Annotated in this window: 16 protein-coding genes and 3 tRNA genes; 4 read left to right on the top strand and 15 right to left on the bottom strand. The window is 74.1% G+C overall.

Features of this window, described 5'->3' with window-relative positions; translation table 11 throughout:
• Nucleotides 1–46: 46 nt before the first annotated feature.
• Nucleotides 47–652, bottom strand: a complete 606-nt coding sequence (gene leuD, locus ACWIX6_RS05940) for a 3-isopropylmalate dehydratase small subunit (RefSeq protein WP_448615918.1) — start codon at nt 650–652, stop codon at nt 47–49.
• Nucleotides 653–678: 26 nt separating this feature from the next.
• Entirely contained in the window at nt 679–2,097 is a 1,419-nt protein-coding gene (gene leuC, locus ACWIX6_RS05935; protein ID WP_448615917.1) for a 3-isopropylmalate dehydratase large subunit, read from the bottom strand.
• A gap of 100 nt (nt 2,098–2,197) precedes the next feature.
• Between leuC and ACWIX6_RS05930 the strand changes: the two genes are divergently transcribed.
• Nucleotides 2,198–2,875, top strand: coding sequence for an IclR family transcriptional regulator (locus ACWIX6_RS05930; protein ID WP_448615916.1), 678 nt, complete (start codon nt 2,198–2,200; stop codon nt 2,873–2,875).
• 130 nt (nt 2,876–3,005) lie between these two features.
• Here ACWIX6_RS05930 and ACWIX6_RS05925 read toward each other — a convergent pair.
• From ACWIX6_RS05925 to ACWIX6_RS05900, 6 genes are all read right to left on the bottom strand, one after another.
• Nucleotides 3,006–3,078 (bottom strand) — tRNA-Glu (locus ACWIX6_RS05925).
• Nucleotides 3,079–3,215: 137 nt separating this feature from the next.
• Nucleotides 3,216–3,288: transfer RNA gene (locus tag ACWIX6_RS05920), tRNA-Glu, on the bottom strand.
• 55 nt (nt 3,289–3,343) lie between these two features.
• Nucleotides 3,344–3,415 (bottom strand) — tRNA-Gln (locus ACWIX6_RS05915).
• Nucleotides 3,416–3,501: 86 nt separating this feature from the next.
• Nucleotides 3,502–4,764, bottom strand: a complete 1,263-nt coding sequence (locus ACWIX6_RS05910; RefSeq protein WP_448615915.1) for a CPBP family intramembrane glutamic endopeptidase — start codon at nt 4,762–4,764, stop codon at nt 3,502–3,504.
• A 332-nt stretch (nt 4,765–5,096) separates the two neighbouring features.
• Nucleotides 5,097–6,560: a glutamate--tRNA ligase gene (gltX, locus tag ACWIX6_RS05905; RefSeq protein WP_448615914.1), complete on the bottom strand. Its 1,464-nt coding sequence runs from the start codon at nt 6,558–6,560 to the stop codon at nt 5,097–5,099.
• Nucleotides 6,561–6,568: 8 nt separating this feature from the next.
• Entirely contained in the window at nt 6,569–7,381 is an 813-nt protein-coding gene (locus ACWIX6_RS05900; protein ID WP_448615913.1) for a fumarylacetoacetate hydrolase family protein, read from the bottom strand.
• Between the two features lie 127 nt (nt 7,382–7,508).
• Here ACWIX6_RS05900 and ACWIX6_RS05895 point away from each other — a divergent pair, with 127 nt between their 5' ends.
• Nucleotides 7,509–7,838, top strand: a complete 330-nt coding sequence (locus ACWIX6_RS05895) for a putative quinol monooxygenase (RefSeq protein WP_448615912.1) — start codon at nt 7,509–7,511, stop codon at nt 7,836–7,838.
• Between the two features lie 79 nt (nt 7,839–7,917).
• Here ACWIX6_RS05895 and ACWIX6_RS05890 read toward each other — a convergent pair whose 3' ends face one another.
• Nucleotides 7,918–9,126: an FAD-dependent monooxygenase gene (locus tag ACWIX6_RS05890; RefSeq protein WP_448615911.1), complete on the bottom strand. Its 1,209-nt coding sequence runs from the start codon at nt 9,124–9,126 to the stop codon at nt 7,918–7,920.
• 26 nt (nt 9,127–9,152) lie between these two features.
• Here ACWIX6_RS05890 and ACWIX6_RS05885 point away from each other — a divergent pair, with 26 nt between their 5' ends.
• Nucleotides 9,153–9,536 (top strand): VOC family protein, encoded by a 384-nt coding sequence (locus ACWIX6_RS05885; protein ID WP_448615910.1) that lies wholly within the window; start codon nt 9,153–9,155, stop codon nt 9,534–9,536.
• 27 nt (nt 9,537–9,563) lie between these two features.
• Here the strand turns inward: ACWIX6_RS05885 and cimA are convergent, their stop codons facing one another.
• The 3 genes from cimA to serA all read right to left on the bottom strand — a co-directional run bounded on the left by cimA (nt 9,564) and on the right by serA (nt 14,211).
• Nucleotides 9,564–11,147 carry a citramalate synthase gene (cimA, locus tag ACWIX6_RS05880; RefSeq protein ID WP_448615909.1) on the bottom strand — a complete coding sequence of 528 codons (1,584 nt, stop codon included), beginning with the start codon at nt 11,145–11,147 and terminating at the stop codon, nt 9,564–9,566.
• Nucleotides 11,148–11,480: 333 nt separating this feature from the next.
• The gene (locus tag ACWIX6_RS05875; protein WP_448615908.1) at nt 11,481–12,503 is read right to left on the bottom strand and encodes a 3-isopropylmalate dehydrogenase; all 1,023 of its coding nucleotides are present in this window, start codon (nt 12,501–12,503) and stop codon (nt 11,481–11,483) included.
• Nucleotides 12,504–12,597: 94 nt separating this feature from the next.
• Nucleotides 12,598–14,211: a phosphoglycerate dehydrogenase gene (gene serA / locus ACWIX6_RS05870; protein WP_448615907.1), complete on the bottom strand. Its 1,614-nt coding sequence runs from the start codon at nt 14,209–14,211 to the stop codon at nt 12,598–12,600.
• 170 nt (nt 14,212–14,381) lie between these two features.
• On the opposite strand from serA, the gene ACWIX6_RS05865 reads away from it, so the two are divergent.
• Nucleotides 14,382–15,092: a hypothetical protein gene (locus tag ACWIX6_RS05865; protein WP_448615906.1), complete on the top strand. Its 711-nt coding sequence runs from the start codon at nt 14,382–14,384 to the stop codon at nt 15,090–15,092.
• A 314-nt stretch (nt 15,093–15,406) separates the two neighbouring features.
• Here the strand turns inward: ACWIX6_RS05865 and ilvC are convergent, their stop codons facing one another.
• From ilvC to ACWIX6_RS05850, 3 genes are all read right to left on the bottom strand, one after another.
• A complete protein-coding gene (gene ilvC / locus ACWIX6_RS05860) occupies nt 15,407–16,435 on the bottom strand; it encodes a ketol-acid reductoisomerase (protein WP_448615905.1) in 1,029 nt (342 codons plus the stop codon).
• A 78-nt stretch (nt 16,436–16,513) separates the two neighbouring features.
• Complete coding sequence (ilvN, locus tag ACWIX6_RS05855) at nt 16,514–17,038, bottom strand: acetolactate synthase small subunit (RefSeq protein WP_448615904.1); 525 nt, start codon at nt 17,036–17,038, stop codon at nt 16,514–16,516.
• A gap of 1 nt (nt 17,039) precedes the next feature.
• A complete protein-coding gene (locus tag ACWIX6_RS05850; RefSeq protein WP_448615903.1) occupies nt 17,040–18,977 on the bottom strand; it encodes an acetolactate synthase large subunit in 1,938 nt (645 codons plus the stop codon).
• Between the last annotated feature and the right edge of the window lie 77 nt (nt 18,978–19,054).

The raw sequence follows: 19,054 nt of genomic DNA, 5'->3' as shown, positions 1-19,054 counted from the left end.
GTCCCGCCGCGAGCTTGCGAGCGGTGGGGGGCAGAGGGGTCCTTCTTCAGGAGGGCAGGGCCGGGAGGGCCTTGGGCAGCCAGGACGGCCGGGCCGCCTCGTAGGCCTCGACGTCGTCCAGGTGCCGCTCGGTGAGCCCGACGTCGTCCAGGCCCTCCAGCAGCCGCCACCGGGTGTACGGGTCGATCTGGAACGGGACCACCACGTCGCGGTAGCGGACCTCCTCCGCCTGCAGGTCGACGGTCACCGGCAGCGCCGGGTCGCCCTCGACGGCGGACCACAGCGCCTCCACGTCGGCCTGCGGCAGCACGACGGTGAGCAGGCCGGCCTTGGTCGAGTTGTTGCGGAAGATGTCGGCGAAGCGGGAGCTGATCACCACCCGGAAGCCGCCGTCCAGCAGCGCCCAGTTGGCGTGCTCGCGGGAGGACCCGGTGCCGAAGTCGGGTCCGGCGACCAGGATCGAGGCGCCGGCGTACTGCGGCTGGTTGAGCACGAAGTCCGGCTCGTTGGTGCGCCAGGCGATGAACAGCCCGTCCTCGAAGCCGGTGCGGGTGATCCGCTTCAGGTACTCGGCCGGGATGATCTGGTCGGTGTCGACGTTGGTGCGGCGCAGCGGGGCGGCGGTGCCGGTGTGGGTGGTGAAGGCGTCCATGTCGGGGGGCTCCAGTCGCGGTGGCGTCAGACGCCGGCGGGGACGTCGGGCAGGTCGGCCGGGGCGGTGAGCTTCCCGGTGAGCGCGGTCGCGGCGGCGACGGCCGGGGAGACCAGGTGGGTGCGCCCGCCCTTGCCCTGCCGGCCCTGGAAGTTCCGGTTGCTGGTGGACGCCGACCGCTCGCCGGGCTGCAGCTGGTCGGGGTTCATGCCCAGGCACATCGAGCAGCCCGCGCCGCGCCACTCGGCTCCCGCGTCGGTGAAGACCCGGTCCAGCCCCTCGGCCTCGGCCTGCAGCTTGACCCCCACGGACCCCGGGACGACGAGCATCCGGGTGCTGGCGTCGACCTTCCTGCCCTTCAGCAGGGCGGCGGCCACCCGCAGGTCCTCGATCCGGCTGTTGGTGCACGAGCCCAGGAACACCGTGTCCACGTCGATCTCGCGCAGCGGGGTGCCGGCGGTCAGCCCCATGTAGGCCAGCGCCGACTCGGCCGCCCGGCGGTCGCCCTCGTCGGCGATCTCCGCCGGGTCGGGCACCGCGCCGCTGATCGGCAGGCCCTGGCCGGGGTTGGTGCCCCAGGTGACGTAGGGGCTCAGCGAGGCGGCGTCGATGTGCACCTCGCGGTCGAAGAAGGCGTCGGGGTCGGTGCGCAGCGTCGACCAGTGCGCCACGGCGGCGTCCCAGTCGGCGCCCTGCGGGGCGTGCGGGCGGCCCTGCAGGAACTCGAACGTCGTCCGGTCGGGGGCGATCAGCCCGGCTCGCGCCCCGGCCTCGATGGACATGTTGCAGATCGTCATCCGCGCCTCCATCGACAGCGCCTCGATCGCGCTGCCGCGGTACTCGATGACGTGTCCCTGCCCGCCACTGGTGCCGATCCGGGCGATGACGGCCAGGATGACGTCCTTCGCCGAGACCCCCGGGGGCAGCTCGCCGTCCACCGTGACCGCCATCTGGCGGGCCGGCTGCTGCGGCAGCGTCTGGGTGGCCAGCACGTGCTCGACCTCGCTGGTGCCGATGCCGAAGGCCAGCGCGCCGAAGGCGCCGTGGGTGGAGGTGTGGCTGTCCCCGCAGACGATGGTCATGCCCGGCTGGGTCAGCCCCAGCTGCGGGCCGATGACGTGCACGATGCCCTGGTCGCGGTCGCCCATCGGGGCCAGCCGGATGCCGAACTCGGCCGCGTTGCGGCGCAGCGCCTCCACCTGCGCCCGGCTGACCGGGTCGGCGATGGGGCTCAGGATGTCCAGCGTCGGGACGTTGTGGTCCTCGGTGGCCATGGTCAGGTCCGGCCGGCAGACGGTGCGCCCGGCGGCCCGGAGCCCGTCGAAGGCCTGCGGGCTGGTGACCTCGTGCACCAGGTGCAGGTCGATGTAGAGCAGGTCGGGCTCACCCTCGGTGCGCCGCACGACGTGCTGCTCGTAGACCTTCTGCGCCAGGGTCTGGCCCACGGTGGTCCTCCTCGACGGGGTGGGACGGGGCGAGACTGCCCGACCGTCCCACTGGATGAGATGGCAGTATTGCTGCGTGGGACAGCCTAACCCCGTTGCCGTGCTGGACAAAGCCGTGGCGATCCTGCGCTCGGTCGCCGAGGAGCCGGCCAGTCTGGCCGACCTGGTGGCCCGCACCGGCCTGCCGCGGGCCACCGCCCACCGGCTGGCCACCGCGCTGGAGGGGCACCGCCTGCTGCGGCGCACCCCTGGCGGGGCGTGGACGCCGGGGCCGGGCCTCGCCGAGCTCAACCGCGGCGGCACCGACCTGGCCGAGGTCGCCGGACGCCACCTGCCGGCGCTGCGCGACGCCAGCGGCGAGAGCGCCCAGTTCTACGTCCGGGACGGCGCCAGCCGGGTCTGCGTCGCCGCCGCCGAGCGGCTCAGCGGGCTGCGCGACACCGTGCCGGTCGGCGTCCGCCTGCCGCTGACCGCCGGCTCGGCGGCGCACGCGCTGCTGGCCTTCGCCCCGGCCGACGAGGTGACGCCGCTGCTCCCGTCCGCCAGCTTCACCGCCCGCACGCTGCTCGACGTCCGGCGCCGCGGCTGGGCGCACAGCGTCGCCGAGCGGGAGGCCGGGGTCGCCTCGGTCTCCGCCCCGGTCCGCGACGGCGCCGGCGGCGTGCTCGGTGCGGTCTCCATCTCCGGCCCGGTCGAGCGGCTGGGCCGCCGGCCGAGCCCGGAGGTCGTCACCGCCGTCCTGGACGCCGCCGTCGCCATCTCCCGCGCCGCCCGCTGAGGAAGGACCTGCCTGCCCCCACCACTCGCGAGCTCGCGGCGGGACCCTGCAGGCAGGCCACCGGCTGGCAGGCCGCGGTCCGGGACGGCGAGAGCCCCCGACCCGGGTGGGTCGGGGGCTCTGCGCGGTGTAGCCCCGAAGGGATTCGAACCCTCGCTACCGCCGTGAGAGGGCGGCGTCCTGGGCCGCTAGACGACGGGGCCAGGTCCTGCTCCAGCGTCCTGCTCCAACGGGTGGGGCAGGCGCGCTTCGATGATGCCATGCCCATCAGGGGCCGGCGCGCCGGGGCCCGGGACGGCGAGAGCCCCCGACCCGGGTGGGTCGGGGGCTCTGCGCGGTGTAGCCCCGAAGGGATTCGAACCCTCGCTACCGCCGTGAGAGGGCGGCGTCCTGGGCCGCTAGACGACGGGGCCAGGCTCTCGTGCTGCTCGGTGGTGCGGTCGTGCCGGAGGAGATGGTGCTTCCTCGCTGGGGTACCAGGACTCGAACCTAGACTAACGGAACCAGAAACCGTCGGGCTGCCAATTACCCCATACCCCAAGGGTCGTTCAGCGCCTCCTGGCGCCGGGAGAGAACTGTACCCGATGCCCGGCCGGGGTCCGCGGCGACCCACCCCCGACCGCGCGTCAGCCGGTCCGGCCGGGTCCGGGACCGGGCAGTCCGCCCAGGTCAGCAGCGTGCGACCCGCCCGGTGTGTCCCGCGCCGCAGTCGGACGCGCCCACCGGTCGTCCGGGGGCGGCGCCCACCGGGGCGCCGACGGCGGCGCCGGGGACCAGGACGGTGCCGGCGTCCACTGCCCGGCCGCCGGCCACTGCGGCGCCGCCGTCCACTGGGGCGCCGGGGCCCACTGTCCAGCCGGAGTCCACTGCCCGGCGGGGGCCCACTGCCCGGCGGGGGCCCACGGCCCTGCCGGGGCCCACTGCTGGCCGCCGGGACCGGGCGGCAGCGCACCGCGGAGGTCCAGCGCCGGGCTGAGCAGCTCGGGCTGCAGCCGCCCTCGCGAACGGGCCACCCAGGCCACGTACGCGGCCATGGCCAGGATGCCGAGCGCGACGGTGGCCCAGTCCACCAGGGGACTGCCGGTGGAGGACTCGGTGACCGTGAGCGCCTCCTCGCCGAGCAACCCGACCAGCACGAAGATGACCACGTTGTTGACCGCGTGCAGCACGATCGCGGCCTCGAGCCCGCCGGTGAGCCAGACCACCGCGGAGAAGGCCAGGCCGATGGCGAACCGGCTCAGGAAGGTGAGCAGGTCCGGCGGGGCGTGCACGAGGGAGAACAGCGCGGCGGTCAGCACTCCGGCGACGACCGCGCCGGCGGTGGGGCGGCCGATCCACCCGGCGACCGCCTGGCTCAGGTAGCCGCGGAAGAAGTACTCCTCGGCGGCGGACTGCAGCGGCGTGGTGAGCAGCACGACGAGCAGCACCCACCCGAACGAGGCGTCCGGGCCGGTGATCTCCGCCCCGCTGGACACGACGGTGACCAGGACGCTGGCGCCGACCGCGACGCCCAGGGTGAGCAGCGCGCCGATCGTGTACGGCAGGAGCAGGCGCCAGCGCAACCGGCCGAGCACGGAGGAGGACCAGCCGATCCGGAGGCCGTGCGGCACCGCCCAGCACAGCCACACGATGGGGATCGCCACCACCAGCGAGGCGTTGGTGACCAGCAGCACCAGCGGGTTGGTGAGGTCCAGCAGGGCGAGGTCGGGTGCCACCCCGGTCACCGCGGCGACGACCACCAGGACGAGCACCGCGACCAGGTACAGGACGCTGAAGAGCAGCAGGCCGAGCACCGGTCGCCACCACGCCCAGTCCCGCGCCCGCATGAGCATCAGGAAGGGCTGGGGGACGTCGTGCGGCGGGGCACCCGGCGGCGTGGTCGGCCGCACCGGGCGTGCGGCGGGGAAGGCGCCGGGGCCGGCCCCGTACCCGCTCGAGGGGCCGTAGGGCGGGAACCCGTAGGGCGGGGATCCGTAGGGTGGGGGGCCGTAGGGCGGGGGGCCGTAGGGCGGGGAACCGTAGGGCGGCAGAGCGCCGCTGGGCACCAGCGGGGGCGCGCCGTAGCGCCCGGTGGGCGGCGGGCCGGTGTAGGGCGGCTCGGAGGACGTGTCCGTCCCGGACGGCCAGCTCCCGGCGGCGGACCCGCCGGACCAGGGTCGCCAGTCGGCCGGCTGCCCGCCCGGCGGGGAGCCGGGTGGCCCGGTCCCCCGCCCGGGCGAGCTCACGTCCCGGTCCGCGTCCGGGCGGCCGCCAGCCGGGCCAGGGTGCGGTCCCGCCCGAGCAGCTCCATCGACTCGTACAGCGGCGGGGAGACGGTGCGTCCGCTGACCGCGACCCGCACCGGCCCGAACGCCTGCCGCGGCTTGCGCCCCAGCCCCTCGACGAGGGCCTCCTTGAGCGCCGTCTCGATGGCCGGGGTGCTCCAGTCGGCCAGCCCGGTGAGGGCGGCGGCGGCCGCGTCGAGCACCTCGTCCGCGCCCTCCCCCAGCTGCTTGTCCGCGGCGGCCGGGTCGATCTCCACCTCGTCGGTGAACAGGAAGCCGAGCAGGCCCACGGCATCGGACAGCACGATCATGCGCTCCTGGGCCAGCGGCGCGATCTCGGTGAGCACCCGATGCTGCTCCGCCGTCGGCGGGTCGGCCACCAGGCCGGCGCCGGCCAGGAACGGGGTGACCCGGGCGATGAACTCCTCGACCGGCAGGGCGCGCAGGTGCGTGGAGTTGATCGCCTCGGCCTTCTTCAGGTCGAAGCGGGCCGGGTTGGCGCTGACCCGGGTGACGTCGAAGGCCTCCACCAGCTCGGCCACCGAGAACACGTCCCGGTCGTCGGCGATGGCCCAGCCGAGCAGCGACAGGTAGTTGATCAGGCCCTCGGGGAGGAAGCCGCGCTCCCGGTAGACGTCGAAGTCCGACTGCGGGTCGCGCTTGGACAGCTTCTTGTTGCCCTCCCCGAACACCAGCGGGAGATGACCGAACCGCGGGGTGCCCTGGGCCACGCCGATCGCGGTGAGCGCCTGGTACAGGGCGATCTGCCGCGGCGTGGACGGCAGCAGGTCCTCGCCGCGCAGCACGTCGGTGATGCCCATCAGCGCGTCGTCGACCGGGTTGGTGAACGGGTAAAGCGGCGCCCCGTTGCCGCGCATGAGGACGAAGTCGGGCACGGAGCCGGCGGCGAAGCGGACCTCGCCCCGCACCAGGTCGGTCCAGACCAGGTCCTCCTCGGGCATCCGCAGCCGGAGCACCGGCGAGCGGCCTTCGTCGCGGAAGGCCTGCTTCTGCGCGTCGGTGAGGAAGCGGTCGTGGTTGTCGTACCCCAGCTTGGGGTCCTGACCGGCCGCCCGGCGGCGGACGTCGACCTCCTCGTTGGTCGAGAAGGACTCGTACGCGTGCCCGGACTCCAGCAGTCGGGCCGCGACGTCCCGGTAGACCTCGTGCCGCTCGGACTGCCGGTACGGGCCGTTCGGTCCGCCGACCTCCGGGCCCTCGTCCCAGTCCAGGCCCAGCCAGCGCATGCAGTCCAGCAGGTGCCGGTAGGACTCCTCGGTGTCCCGGGCGGCGTCGGTGTCCTCGATCCGGAAGACGAAGGTGCCGCCGGTGTGCCGGGCGTGCGCCCAGTTGAACAGCGCCGTCCGCATCGCACCGACGTGCACCAGCCCGGTCGGCGAGGGGCAGAAGCGGGTCCTCACCGGCACCGTCATCGGGTGCCGCCGGCGGTGGAGGTGGGGTCGGCGCCGGCCACGGTGTTGGCCAGCGTGCCCAGGCCCTCGATCGAGCACTCCACCCGCTGCCCCGGGGCGATGGGGCCCACGCCGGCGGGGGTGCCGGTGAGCACCACGTCGCCGGGCAGCAGGGTCATCACCGTCGAGATGTGCGAGATCAAGGTGGGCAGCCCGAACAGCAGCTGGCTGGTCCGGCCGGACTGGCGCAGCTCGCCGTCCACCGTGCAGGTGATCTCCAGATCGGCGGGGTCCTTGCCGAGCCCGCGCAGGTCGGTCTCGATCCAGGGGCCGAGCGGGCAGAAGGAGTCGAAGCCCTTGGCTCGGGTCCACTGCCCGTCGCTGCGCTGCATGTCGCGCTCGGACACGTCGTTGCCGATGGTGTAGCCGAACACGCTGTCCAGGGCCTGCTCCGGGGTGACCTGCCGGGCGCCGCGCGCGCCGATGACGACGGCCAGCTCGACCTCGTGGTGGACGTTGGTGCTGCCGGCCGGGATGCGGATGGCGTCCCCCGGGCCGATCACCGACGTGGAGGGCTTGAGGAAGATCAGCGGCTCCTTCGGCGCGTCACCGGTCTTCATCTCGGCGACGTGGTCGGCGTAGTTCTTGCCGATCCCGACCACCTTGCTGGGCAGGATCGGCGAGAGCAGCCGGACGTCGGCGGCGGCGAAGCGCTGGCCGGTGAAGGAGATCTGGCCGAACGGGTGCCCCTCGATCTGGGCGACCTGGCCGTCCCCGTCGAGGACCCCGAAGGACATGCCGGCTGGGTGGGCGAAGCGGACGATGCGCACGTCGACGAGGTTACTGACCGCACCTCCGGGCCGCGCCGACGCGGCCGGGCCCCTACGGTCGGGGCGGCCAACGCACTCGTCCGCCCGTTGCGGCTCGACCGCTGTCACCCACCAGCAGGAGGACCCCGTGATCCTGATCGTCATCAAGTTCCCCGTACGTCCCGACCGGATCGACGATTTCCGGTCACACGCCGACGACTACGCGGCGGCCGTGAACGCCGAGGAGGGCAGCCTGTTCTTCGAGTGGTCCCGCAGCGTCGAGGACCCGAACACCTTCGTCTGCATCGAGGGGTTCCGGGACTCCGATGCCGGCGCCTCGCACGTCGCCACCCCCCACGCCAAGGCCGCCTTCGACTGGATGTCGGACCTGGTCGCCGAGCAGCCGCAGATCATCTACATCGACGCCCCGGAGGTCAGCGGCTTCGGTCCGATGGGCGAGGTCAAGCCGAGAACCTGACGCGCCCCTCGCCTCCCCGCCGGCCGGGTGGCCGGCGGGGGTCCCGCCCCGGCTCCGGCGAGGGCGCACCGGGACCGCGTCACGCCGGAGCGCCGCCCGGCCGTGGGGCCTCCCAGCGCAGCACCGCCGTGCCCGCCGCCTCGACCGGACCCGCCGGGACGGCGCGCAGGACGGCGTTCCGGACGGCCTGCGGCAGCCCGCCGGGCACGTGGGCGCCGAACCGGGCGGTCTGCCGGGAGCGGCGGGAGATCTGCCGGCACCGCGGCCGCCGGGCCCGGTCGTAGGCCGCCAGCGCGGCGGCCAGCGGCACGCCGGCGTCGACCGGCCCCGCGACGAGCCGACCGACGCAGAGGCCGTCCTCGATCGAGGTGTTGGCGCCCTGCCCCATCGTGGGCAGCATCGCGTGGGCCGCGTCGCCGATGACGACGGTCCGTCCGCGGACGTAGGTCGGCAGGCCACCCGGCAGGTGGTGGACGTCGTGGCGCAGGAGCTGCTCCGGCCTGGTCGCCGCGACAGTGGCCCGGACCTCGGGGGCCCAGCCGGAGAACCGCTCGACCGCCGCGCCGAGCTCGTCGTCGATCCGCCGCCCGGCCGGGTGGGGGAAGTAGCCGTACCAGTACACCTGGGTGGCGCTGACCGGGACCGCACCGAACTCGGTGCCCGGCCCCCAGTAGGCGGCGAACCCCGCGTCGGAGGTGCCGTCGTGGTCCACCACCGCCCGCCAGCAGGTCCGGCCGCTGTAGCGCAGGGCGGGGGAACGAGGACCGAACAGCTCCCCGCGGACGGCGCTGCGCATGCCGTCGGCCGCGACCGTCAGCTCCGCGGTCGCGGTGTGCTCGCCCGTCCCGTCGACCCAGGTTACCGAGGCCGGCTCGCCCGCCGGGTCTCCGGACCGCACGCCGACCACGCGGGCGCCGGTGACCAGGTCGGCGCCGGCGGCGGCGGAACGCAGCAGGGCGTGCAGTCGCTGCCGGTGCACTCCCCACGCGCGGTTCATCGCCCCGGGGGCGTCCGGGTCGCCCGGGAGCCGCAGCAGCCACCGGCCGTGCAGGTCACGGGTGCCCGCCGCGGACGTCGGGTGGCCGACCGCCCGGAGCTGCTCCCCCAGCCCGAGCGCGTCCAGCGCCGCCATGCCGTTCCGGGTGACCGCCAGGCCGGCGCCCACCTCGCCGAACCCGGCGGCGCGTTCGAGCAGCAGCACGCGCCAGCCGGCCTGCAGCAGCGAGGCCGCCGCGGCGAACCCGGCGATCCCTCCGCCGACCACCGTCGCCGTGCGCGGTCCCGCCATCGGAGCCCCTCCCCTAGTCTCGGTCGATGGCCTGCCGGATCACCGAACTCGCCCTCGACTGCCGTGATCCTGCCGCGCTCGCCGCGTGGTGGGCGGAGGTGCTGGGCTACGAGGTCGTCGGCACCGAGGACGGCGTCGTCGAGATCGGCCCGCCGGGTCAGGGCGAGAAGGGTGCCGTCCCCACGCTGGTGTTCGCCCCTGTCGCCGACCCGACACCCGGCAAGCTGCGGCTGCACCTGGACCTCAACGCCACCGACCGCGGCCAGGACGAGGAGCTGGAACGGCTGCTGGCCCTGGGCGCCACCCGGGCCGACGTGGGCCAGACCGGCGAGGAGAGCTGGCACGTGCTGGCCGACCCCGAGGGCAACGAGTTCTGCCTGCTGAGCAGCCGGGTGACCCCCCTCCCCTGAACAGGGCCCCAGCGGGCACCGGCGTCGTCAGCGATGGCGGACCGCATAGGTGAGGGCGTCGACCAGCGCGTGCCAGGAGGCCTCGACGATGTTGTCGTGGACGCCGACGGTGGTCCACTCCCCCGCGCCGTCCGTCGTGTCGATGAGCACCCGGGTGGTGGCGCTGCTGCCGCCCTTCCAGCCGAGGATGCGGACCTTGTAGTCGGCGAGCGCGACGCCCGCCAGCTGCGGGTACCGCCCGACGAGCGCCTGGCGCAGCGCGTTGTCAAGCGCGTTGACCGGCCCGTTGCCCTCGCCGGTGCTGATGATCCGCTCCCCGTCGACGTGCACCTTCACCGTGGCCTCGCTGACGACCACGCCGTTGCCCCAGTGCTCGACCGAGCTGCGGTAGCTCTCCAGCTCGAACAGCGGCGCGGGCGCGCCGGGCAGCTCGGCGCGCAGCAGCAGCTCGAACGATGCGTCGGCGGCCTCGAACGACCAGCCGTCGGCCTCGAGCACCTTGACCTGGTCCACGACCCGGCCGATCACGTCGGCCTGGCCGGTGAGGTCCACGCCGAGCTCGCGGCCCTTGAGCTCGACGGAGGCCCGGCCGGCCATCTCGGTGACCAGGATGCGCATGTCGTTGCCGACGACGGCCGGGTCGAGGTGGTTGTACAGCTCCGGGCTGACCTTGATGGCGCTGGCGTGCAGACCGGCCTTGTGCGCGAACGCCGAGCTGCCGACGTAGGGCTGGTGGTCGTCGGGGGCGATGTTGGCCAGCTCGGCGATCGCGTGGCTGACCCGCTTGAGCTCAACCAGGCACTGCGGCGGCACCACCGGCAGGCCCATCTTCGTCACCAGGTTGGCGATCAGCACGAACGTGTCGGCGTTCCCGGCCCGCTCCCCGTAGCCGTTCGCCGTCCCCTGGACGTGGGTGACCCCGGCCTCGACCGCGGCCAGGGAGTTGGCCACGGCGCAGCCGGTGTCGTCCTGGCAGTGGATGCCCAGCCGTCCGGTGGTGCGGGCGCGGACATCGGCGACGACGCGGCCCACCGTCGAGGGGAGCATCCCGCCGTTGGTGTCGCACAGCACGCCGACCTCGGCGCCGGCGGCGAAGGCCGCCTGCAGCACCGCGACGCCGTGGTCGGGGTCGGCGGCGTACCCGTCGAAGAAGTGCTCGCAGTCGACGAACACCCGCCGTCCGTGCGCGACGAGGAAGGCGACCGTGTCGGCCACCATCGCCAGGTTCTCCTCCGGCGTGGTGCGCAGCGCGTCGCGCACGTGCCGGACGTCGGACTTGGCGACCAGGCAGACCACCGGCGACCCGGCGTCGAGCAATGCGCGGACCTGCGGGTCGTCCTCGACCCGGACGCCGGCCTTGCGGGTCGCCCCGAAGGCCACCAGCTGGGCGTGCCGCAGGTCCAGCTCGGTGCGGGCGCGGGCGAAGAACTCGGTGTCCTTCGGCAGCGCCCCGGGCCAGCCGCCCTCGATGAAGCCGACGCCGATCTCGTCCAGCAGCCTGGCGACGGCGAGCTTGTCGGCGACCGACCAGCTGACGCCCTCGCGCTGCGCGCCGTCGCGCAACGTGGTGTCGAAGACCTGGAAGTCGACGGGCTGTGCTGACGAGACCACGGGAGCTCCTGGGAGAGGGGCGCGGACCGGCCCCGACACGAAAAAGACCTCCCGGGAAGGGGAGGTCTGCGCGCAGTCGGGGAGGTGACTGCGCGCTAGGTGATGACGATCGTGTCGGTGCGGGACATCGCGCCCAGTACAGCACAGGGCCGCCTGACCGGGGCACCCGGCTGAGCGGAGCGGCCCCGTTGCGACGTGACGTGCTGGAACGGCCCGTCCGCAGGGGCCCGGGCCGAGCGGAGCGAGGTCCGGGGTGAGGTGACGTACCGGAGCGGCCCCGCTGCAGGGGCCCGCCGCGAGCTTGCGAGCGGTGGGGGGCAGCGGGGTCCTTATTCAGCCGCCGGCGAGGGCGGCGAGCCGGTCCCCGACCTCGGCGGTGCGGACCTGCGCCTTGGGGTCGCGGGTGGACAGGTCGAAGGCGACCGCGGCGTTGACCTTGCGGGCCTGGTCCGAGCGGCCGAGGTGGTCCAGCAGCAGGGCCACCGACAGGACGGTGGCGGTGGGGTCGGCGACGCCCTGCCCGGCGATGTCCGGGGCCGAGCCGTGCACCGGCTCGAACATGCTCGGGTTGGTGCCCGAGGCGTCCAGGTTGCCGCTGGCGGCCAGCCCGATGCCGCCGGTCACGGCGGCAGCGATGTCGGTGACGATGTCGCCGAAGAGGTTGTCGGTGACGATCACGTCGAAGCGGGACGGATCGGTGACGAAGAACATCGAGGCCGCGTCCACGTGCTGGTAGGCCACCGCCACCTCGGGGAACTCGGCGGCCACCTCCTCCACCGTCCGGGACCACAGCGAGCCGGCGTGGGTGAGCACGTTGGTCTTGTGGATCAGCGTGAGGTGCTTGCGCGGCCGGGCGACGGCCCGCTCGAAGGCGTAGCGGACGACCCGCTCCACCCCGAAGGCGGTGTTCAGGCTGACCTCGGTCGCCACTTCCTGCGGGGTGTCGCGGCGCAGCACGCCGCCGTTGCCCACGTACGGGCCCTCGGTGCCCTCGCGGATGCACAGCATGTCGACCTCCCCCGGGTCGGCGAGCGGGCTCTGGACACCGTCGTAGAGCCGGGCCGGGCGCAGGTTGACGTGGTGGTCGAGCTCGAAGCGGAGCTTGAGCAGCAGTCCGCGCTCCAGGATGCCGGCCGGCACGGTCGGGTCGCCGACGGCGCCGAGCAGGATGGCGTCGTGCTGGCGGAACTCGTCGAGCACCGCGTCCGGCAGCAGCTCACCGGTCCGCTGCCACCGGGCCGCCCCCAGGTCGTAGGGGGTGGCCTCGACGTCCGGGGCGACCGCCCTCAGGACCTTGAGGCCCTCGGCCACCACCTCGGGACCGATGCCGTCTCCAGGGACCACTGCCAGGCGCATGGGGCACGAGGCTAGTGGGCGGGGTCCCCGCAGGCCGCACCCGCACCGGGGAGCGCCCCGGCGCGGCGCGGGCCGCCGGGGTCGCCGGGGGCGTTCAGACCGGGTTGAGGTCGGCCGAACGGGCCTGGCGCGCGCCGATCTGCGCGGCGATGGCCGACAGCAGCTCGCCGCTGACCGGGCTGTCCACGGTGATCGCCATCAGCGCCTCGCCACCCTGGGTGGTCCGGCTGACCTGCGCTCCGGCGATGTTGATGCCGGCCTCGCCCAGCGCCGCGCCGACCGCGCCCACGACTCCGGGCCGGTCGGTGTAGACGAAGAAGAGCAGGTAGCCGTCGGCGGTGAGGTCGAGGTCGAAGCCGCCGACCTCGGTCAGCTTGGGCACCTGGTTCTTGCCGTACAGGGTGCCCGAGACGGTCACGCCGGTGCCGTCGGCCATGGCGCCGCGGACGGTGATCAGGTTCCGGTAGTCCGGGCTCTCCGGGTCACTGCGCAGCGCGACCTCGAGCCCCCGCTGGGCGGCCAGCAGCGGGGCGTTGACGTAGGTCACCGGCTCCTCGACGACGTCGGCGAAGACGCCGCGCAACACGGCCAGGGAGACGACCGAGACGTCGAACTCGGCGATCTTGCCGAGCACCTCGACGTTGACCGACTGGGCCAGCCCCCCGGCGACGGCGGTGAACACCCGGCCGAGCTTCTCCGCCAGCGGCAGCCCCGGGCGGACGTCCTCGGCGACGACCCCGCCTGCCTGCACGTTGACCGCGTCGGGGACGAAGTCGCCCTGCAGGGCGAGCCGGACGCTGCGGGCGACCGCGGTGCCGGCCTTGTCCTGGGCCTCGGTGGTGGAGGCCCCCAGGTGCGGGGTCACGACCACGTTGGACAGACCGAACAGCGGGCTGTCGGTGCACGGCTCCTTGGCGTACACGTCGATGCCGGCCGCGCCCACCTGCCCGGACTCCAGGGCGGCGGCGAGCGCCGCCTCGTCGACCAGGCCACCACGCGCGGCGTTGACGATGATCACGCCGGGCTTGGTGGCGGCCAGCTGTGCGGCCCCGATGAGGCCCAGGGTCTCCGGGGTCTTGGGCAGGTGGACGGTGATGAAGTCCGACTCGCGCAGCAGCTCGTCCAGGGAGACCAGCCGGACGCCGAGCTGGGCGGCCCGGCCGGGCTGGATGTAGGGGTCGTAGGCCAGGAGGGTCACCCCGAAGGCGGCCAGCCGCTGGGCGACCAGGACGCCGATGCGCCCGAGGCCCACCACGCCGACGGTCTTCTCGGTGACCTCCACGCCGGTGAACTTCGACCGCGCCCACGTCCCGGCGCGCAGCGAGGCGTCCGCGGCGGGGATGTGCCGGGCGGCGGCCAGCAGCAGCGCCACGGCGTGCTCCGCGGCGCTGACGATGTTGGACGTCGGGGCGTTGACGACGAGCACGCCGCGCTCGGTGGCGGCGGCCACGTCGACGTTGTCCAGGCCGATCCCTGCCCGGGCCACCACCTTGAGCCGGGACGCCGCGGACAGTGCCTCGGCGTCGATCCGGGTGGCCGACCGGATGAGGACGGCGTCGGCGTCGGCGAGGGCCGGCAGCAGGGCGGCGCGGTCGGCGCCGTCCACGTGCCGGATCTCGACGTCGTCGCCGAGCACCTCCAGGACGCTGGGGGCGAGCTCCTCGGTGATCAGGACGACGGGCGCTTGCCCCGACACGGTGGCGGTCACGGGGCATCAGCGTAGGAGCGTGCCGACGGTGGTGGTCCGGCGGCCGTCGGCGCGGACACCGCACCGCCGGGGCGACCCCCGTCCGGGTGCCCGGTGCTTGCTGCGCCGCGGCCCGCGCGGCCATCCTGAGCCGGCAGCGCCGGGTCGGCCGGCCCGGTGCGGAGGAGACCATGAGCGACGAGCGCGGCGACCAGCGACCGACCGGGCCGCAGCCCCACCACCCGCCGCCGGGAGACGGCCGGCCTGCCGGGTACGGGCAGGCTCAGCAGTACGGCCCGCAGTACGGGCAGCCCCAGCAGTACGGCCAGTACGGCCAGTACGGAGGACCGCAGCAGTACGGGCCGTCCCAGCCGTACGGGCCCTACGGCGGGCCGGGGCAGTGGGGTGTGCCGGCCCGTCCGGGGTCGGTGGTCACCTCGGCGGTGCTGGGGTTCGTCTACGCCTCCTTCGGGCTGCTGGCCGCGGTCGGGACGCTCGCCTTTGGTGCGGTCGTCGACGACCTGGTCGGGGTGCTGGAGGACAGCGACCCGTCGCTGGGTCAGGTCGAGACCGGGCTCGTGGACGCCGCGCGCACCGGCCTGCTCGTCTTCGGCCTGATCGCGCTGGCCTGGACGGTGGCCATGGTGTGGGGCGCGGTCCTGGCCGTGCGGGGGCGCAGTCGGGTGCTGCTGCTCGTCAGCGGCTCGATCGCGGTGGCGGCCACCGGGTTCCTGCTGGTGGTCGGTGGCCTGGGCGCCGCCGACCCGGCGGCCCAGGACGCGGCGGCCGGCGTCGTCTTCTCCCTGCTGCTGTTCCTGGGCGCGCTGGCGATCGTGGTCCTGCTGTGCCTGCGCAGCGCCGGGCAGTACTTCGCCGCCCACCGAGCCCGCCGCGCCGCCTGACGGAGGACGCACGAGGGCCCCCTGCCGCACCAACCGGTGCGACAGGGGGCCCCGCCGCGAGCTCGCGAGCGGCGGGGGCATGGCCCCTCTGCAGGGTCCCGCGCCGAGCCTGCGAGGCGCGGGGGGCCTGTCGGTGCCTGGAACGGCCCCCTCGCAGGGCCCCGCCGCGAGCTCGCGAGCGGCGGGGGCATGGCCCCTCTGCAGGGTCCCGCGCCGAGCCTGCGAGGCGCGGGGGGCCTGTCGGTGCCTGGAACGGCCCCCTCGCAGGGCCCCGCCGCGAGCTCGCGAGCGGCGGGGGGCGAGGGGGTCCTTCCTCAGTTGCGGGCGGCGCTGCCGGTGTAGTCGTCCGAGGCCGAGACCCAGCTCATCAGCCCGCGCAGCTGGCGGCCGGTCTCCTCGATCGGGTGCGCCTCGGCGGCGGCCCGCTTGGCCTTGAAGTCGGGGGCGCCGGCGTCCTGGTCGGCGATGAAGGCGGCGGCCCAGGAGCCGTCCTTGATGGCCGCGAGCACCTCCTGCATCGTCTCCTTGACCCGGGCGTCGATCACCTTCGGGCCCGAGGTGTAGTCGCCGTACTCGGCGGTGTCGGACACCGACCAGCGCTGCTTGGCGATGCCGCCCTCGTACATCAGGTCGACGATGAGCTTCAGCTCGTGCAGGCACTCGAAGTACGCGATCTCGGGCTGGTAGCCGGCCTCGGTGAGGGTCTCGAAGCCGGCGGTGACCAGCGCCGACATGCCACCGCAGAGCACCGCCTGCTCGCCGAACAGGTCGGTCTCCGTCTCCTCGGCGAAGGTCGTCTTGATGACCCCGGCCCGGGTGCCGCCGATGGCCTTGGCGTAGGACAGCGCGAGGGCCTGCGCCGAGCCGCTGGCGTCCTGCTCGACGGCGATGAGGCAGGGCACGCCCTTGCCGTCGCTGAACTCGCGGCGGACCAGGTGGCCGGGGCCCTTGGGAGCGACCATGGCGACGTCGACACCGGCCGGGGGCTTGATGTAGCCGAACCGGATGTTGAAGCCGTGGCCGAAGAACAGCGCGTCGCCGTCCTGCAGGTTGGGCTCGACCGACTCGGCGTACAGGCTCCGCTGCACGTGGTCCGGCGCCAGGATCATGATCAGGTCCGCCTCGGCAGCGGCCTCGGCCGGGGTGACCACCCGCAGGCCCTCGGCCTCGGCCTTGGGCCGGCTTTTCGAGCCCTCCGGCAGGCCGACCCGGACGTCGACGCCCGAGTCGCGCAGGGACAGCGCGTGCGCGTGCCCCTGGCTGCCGTAGCCGAGGACAGCGACCGTGCGCCCTTGGATGATCGAGAGGTCGGCGTCGTCGTCGTAGAAGATCTCGGCGGCCATCAGGCGGTGGTTCCCTTCGGTTGAGCTTTATGGCGATAAAGCGCGGGGTGGCGACCGGCGCCGGGAGGCGCCGGAGGGCTAAGCGGAGCGCTCGACCGGGCGCAAGGTACCGGCGCCGCTCATCGACCGCGGCCCCCGGCCCAGGGCGACGGTCCCGGACTGGGCCATCTCCTTGATGCCCAGCGGGGCGAGCACGGCGAGCAGGGCCTGGAGCTTGTCCGGCGTCCCGGTGGCCTCGAGGGTGACGGTGTCGGTGTTGACGTCGATGACCCGGGCCCGGAACAGCTCCGCGGTCTGCAGCACCTGCTGCCGGTCGGCCAGCGGCGCGCGGACCTTGACCAGCAGCAGCTCGCGCTGCACGGCCGCGGTGTCCAATTCGACGATCTTGATGACCTCGATCAGCTTGTTCAGCTGCTTGGTGATCTGCTCCAGCGGCTGGGCCTCCGCGTCGGCGACGATCGTCATCCGGGACAGGTCCGGGTTCTCGGTCGGGCCGACGGCGAGGGACTCGATGTTGAAGCCGCGCCGGCTGAACAGCGCCGACACCCGGGCCAGCACCCCGGACTTGTTCTCGACCAGCACCGAGAGCGTGTGCCTGGTCATCTCACACCTGCCCTTCGCCGAAGACCGGGCGGACGTCCCGCGCGGCCAGGATGTCGTCGTTGCTGGCGCCGGCGGCCACCATCGGCCACACCTGCGCGTCCGAGCCGACGATGAAGTCGATGACCACCGGGGCGTCGTCGATCGCCATGGCCTTCTCGATCACCGCGTCGACGTCGTCCTTGCTCTCGCACCGCAGCCCGACGCAGCCCAGCGCCTCGGCCAGGGTGACGAAGTCGGGGATGCGTACCTGCTTGACCGACCCGTCGCCGGCGTGGGTGTTGAGCCGGGTGTTGGAGTAGCGGCCCTCGTAGAACAGGGTCTGCCACTGCCGGACCATCCCGAGGTTGCCGTTGTTGATGACCGCCACCTTGATCGGGATGCCCTCGATGGCGCAGGTGGCCAGCTCCTGGTTGGTCATCTGGAAGCAGCCGTCGCCGTCGATGGCCCACACCGTGGTCTCCGGGCGGCCGTACTTGGCGCCCATCGCCGCCGGGACGGCGTAGCCCATGGTGCCCAGGCCGCCGCTGTTGAGCCAGGTGCCCGGCTTCTCGTAGGAGATGAACTGGGCGGCCCACATCTGGTGCTGCCCGACCCCGGAGGCGTAGATCGCGTCCGGGCCGGCGATGGCGCCCAGCCGCTCGATCACGTACTGCGGGGATAGCGCGCCGTCCTCGGGCCAGTCGTAGCCGAGCGGGTACTTCTCCCGCCACTGGTCCAGCTGCCCCCACCAGGCGGTCAGCTCGGGGGTGCGGCCGGCGGCGTGCTCGGCCCGCAGCGCGGACACCAGCTCGGTGATGGTCGCCTTGGCGTCGCCCACGATCGGCACGTCCGCCTTGCGGTTCTTGCCGATCTCGGCCGGGTCGATGTCGGCGTGCACGACAGCGGCGTGCGGCGCGAAGCTGGACAGCTGGCCGGTCACCCGGTCGTCGAACCGGGCACCGAGGGCGACCAGCAGGTCGGCCTTCTGCAGCGCGGTGACCGCGGTGACGTTGCCGTGCATGCCGGGCATGCCCAGGTTCTGCGGGTGGCTGTCGGGGAAGGCGCCGCGGGCCATCAGCGTGGTGACCACCGGCGCACCGGTCAGCTCGACGAGCTCGGCCAGCTCCTCGGTGGCCCCGGCCTTGAGCACGCCGCCACCGACGTAGAGCACCGGCCGGGTGGCGCCGGCGATGAGCGCCGCGGCCTCCCGGACCTGCTTGCCGTGCGGCCGGGTGGTCGGCTTGTAGCCGGGCAGGTCGATCCGCGGCGGCCAGGCGAAGTCCGTCGTGGCCTGTAGGACGTCCTTGGGGATGTCGACCAGCACCGGTCCGGGCCGGCCGGTCGCGGCCAGGTGGAAGGCCTCGGCGATCCGCTGCGGGATCTCCCGGGCGTCGGTGACCAGGAAGTTGTGCTTGGTGATCGGCATCGTGATGCCGCGGATGTCGGCCTCCTGGAAGGCGTCGGTGCCGATGGCGGCGGTCGGCACCTGGCCGGTGATCGCCACGATCGGCACCGAGTCCATGTAGGCGTCGGCCAGCGGGGTGACCAGGTTGGTGGCGCCGGGGCCGGAGGTGGCCATGCAGACGCCCACCCGGCCGGTGGCCTGCGCGTACCCCTGGGCGGCGTGCCCGGCGCCCTGCTCGTGGCGCACCAGCACGTGCCGTAGCGGGGAGTCGAACAGCGGGTCGTAGGCCGGCAGGATCGCCCCGCCCGGGATGCCGAAGACGACCTCCACACCGACGGCCTCCAGGGACCGGACCAGGCTCTGCGCGCCGGTGATGCCGGTGGCCGGCTGGGCGGCCGCCTCGGCCATGGTCCGGGCGGTCGTCTCGACGCCGAGCGCTGCCTGCGCGGCGGAGTCCGACGGGGTGGTCGCGGTCGCCGGGGCGGAGCCGGCGCCCGGCGCGGGGCCGACGCCGGGGACCGGGGCGGGGCGGCCGGCGCTGCTGGTGGTGCTCATCTTCGACGATCTCCCTGACGGGGTGGGGTGCGGCGAGGGGGCGCGGGCGCTGACCGGAGACGCTCCCGGCCAACAAA

Source organism: Modestobacter sp. URMC 112 (assembly GCF_053502575.1).
The sequence above is the reverse complement of the archived record's forward strand: the minus strand, read 5'-3'. Positions and strand labels throughout refer to the sequence as shown.